Origin of the sequence: Streptomyces sirii (assembly GCF_045690365.1) — a bacterium.
GTDB classification, from domain to species: Bacteria; Actinomycetota; Actinomycetes; order Streptomycetales; family Streptomycetaceae; genus Streptomyces; species Streptomyces sirii.
In genome coordinates this window covers 1653120-1655460 of sequence record NZ_CP147982.1, presented here as the reverse complement: position 1 = coordinate 1655460, position 2341 = coordinate 1653120, and the positions used below count along the sequence as shown (strand labels likewise).

At 71.3% G+C, this 2341-nt stretch carries 1 protein-coding gene; it reads left to right on the top strand.

Annotated elements, in window-relative coordinates:
- Nucleotide 1: 1 nt before the first annotated feature.
- Complete coding sequence (gene fabD / locus WAB15_RS07700; protein WP_407285770.1) at nt 2-2335, top strand: ACP S-malonyltransferase; 2334 nt, start codon at nt 2-4, stop codon at nt 2333-2335.
- The last annotated feature ends 6 nt before the right edge of the window (nt 2336-2341 follow it).

Here is a 2341-nt window from a genome sequence, read left to right as displayed (position 1 = left end):
CATGAAGGCAGTGGTCTTTCCCGGTCAGGGCGCCCAACGGCGAGGCATGGGCCGCGAGTTGTTCGACGCCTCCCCCGAACTCGTCGACGAGGCCTCCGAGATCCTCGGCTACTCCCTGCGCACCCTGTGCCTGGACGATCCGCACCGGCAACTGGGCCGCACCGAGTACACCCAGCCCGCGCTGTACGTGGTTGGCGCGCTCGCCCACCGGCAGTGGCGCGAGAGCACCGGCGGCGAGCCGGACTTCCTCGCCGGGCACAGCCTGGGGGAGTACTGCGCCCTGCACGCCGCCGGCGCCTTCGACTTCGCGACCGGACTGCGCCTGGTCCAGCGGCGCGGCGCGCTGATGGCTCAGGCGCGGGGCGGCGGCATGGCGGCCGTGGTCGGGCTCGACGCGGCCCGGCTGGGCGAACTCCTCGACGAGGGCGGCTTCTCGGGCCGCCTGACCGTCGCCAACGACAACGCACCGCGGCAGCAGGTCGTGTCCGGCGACACCGCGACCGTCGACGCGCTGGTGGCCCACCTCGACGCGCGCGACGTCCGCTGTGTGCGCCTGAACGTCTCCGGCGCCTTCCACTCGCCGCTGATGCGCCAGGCACAGCAGGACTTCGCCCGCTTCGTCGACGGTTTCGCCCTCGGGGCCCCGGCGACGCCGGTGATCGCCAACGCCACGGCGCGCCCGTACGTCCCCGGCCGGACCGCGCACACGCTCGTCGAGCAGATCGTGCGGCCGGTGCGCTGGACCGAGAGCGTGCACCACCTCCTCGACCAGGGCGTCACCGACTTCGTCGAACTCGGCGGCCGGGTACTGGGCAAGCTGATCGACCAGATCCGCTCCGCCCCGCGGCCGGCCGCCCGCCCCGAGGCACCGGCCGCCCCACTCGAAGGGCCGGCCGCACCAGTCGACACACCCCACGCCCCGCTCGATTCGGCGGACGACACACGGGGCGCGCGGCCCGGCACGCCGGCCGCCGCGCTCGGCAGCCCCGTGTTCCGCCGGCGGATGGGCGTGCGCCACGCCTACGCCGTGGGCGGCATGTACCGGGGCATCGCCTCGGCCGAAATGGTCGTAAGGCTCGGCCGGAACCGCATGCTCGGCTTCCTGGGGACCGGTGGTCTGCCGCTCCCGGAGATCGAGCAGCGGGTGAAGGAGGTCCAGCACGGCCTGGCCGACGGGCAGCCCTACGGCGTCAACGTCCTGGCCGACCACGACGACCCCGCGGCCGAGCGCGCACTGGTCGACCTGCTGCTGCGCCACAGCGTCCCCGCCATCGAGGCGTCGGCCTTCATGCAGATGACCCCCGCGCTCGTCCTGTACCGGGCACGGGGACTGCGCCGCGGTGCCGACGGCCGCACCGTGTGCGACCACCGCATCATGGCCAAGGTCTCCCGGCCGGAGGTCGCCGAGCAGTTCATGGCACCCGCCCCCGAGCCCGTCCTGGACCGGCTCCGCCGGGAGAACGCCCTCACCGACGAACAGGTCCGGCTCGCCCGGACGGTGCCGATGAGCCACGACATCACGGTCGAGGCGGACTCCGGCGGGCACACGGACGGCGGAGTCGCCACGGTGCTGATGCCCGCCATGCTGGGGCTCCGACAGCGCGCCCAGGACCGGTACGGCTACCACGAGCCGCTCTGCCTGGGCCTGGCCGGCGGCCTCGGCACCCCCGCGGCGCTCGCGGCGGCCTTCATGCTGGGCGCCGACTACGTACTCACCGGCTCCATCAACCAGTGCACGGTGGAATCCGGTATGAGCACCGAGGTCAAGGACATGCTGCAGGACGCCGGAATCGCCGACACCGGCTACGCCCCCGCAGGCGACATGTTCGAATTCGGCGCCAAGGTACAGGTGCTCCGCAAGGGCGTCTTCTTCCCCACCCGGGCCAACAAACTGTTCTCCCTCTACTCCCACTACGACGGCATCGAAGAAATACCGGAGAAAACCCGCTCCTTGCTGGAGCGCACCTACTTCGGAAAGAGCGTCGAAGAGGTCTGGGACGAGGTGTGCCGCTATCTCCGGTCGCAGGGACGCGACACCGAAATAGACCGGGCCGAAACCGAACCCAAACACAAGATGGCCCTGGTGTTCCGCTGGTACTTCTTCCACTCCACACGCCTGGCGATGAACGGCGAAGGCTCGGGAAAAGTGAACTACCAGATCCAGACCGGGCCGGCGCTGGGTGCCTTCAACCAGTGGGTCGAAGGCACCGAACTCGCCTCATGGCGCCACCGCCACGTCGACCGGATCGGCCTGATGCTGCTCGACGGCGCCGCCGAACACATCGCCACCGCATGCCGGCACTGGCGCGACACCCTCGGAGCGCCCAGTGCGTGACGGACA

Excerpts from the sequence above, each read along its gene's own strand:
- fabD (WP_407285770.1), top strand. The coding sequence starts at position 2 with ATGAAGGCAGTGGTCTTTCCCGGTCAGGGCGCCCAACGGCGAGGCATG.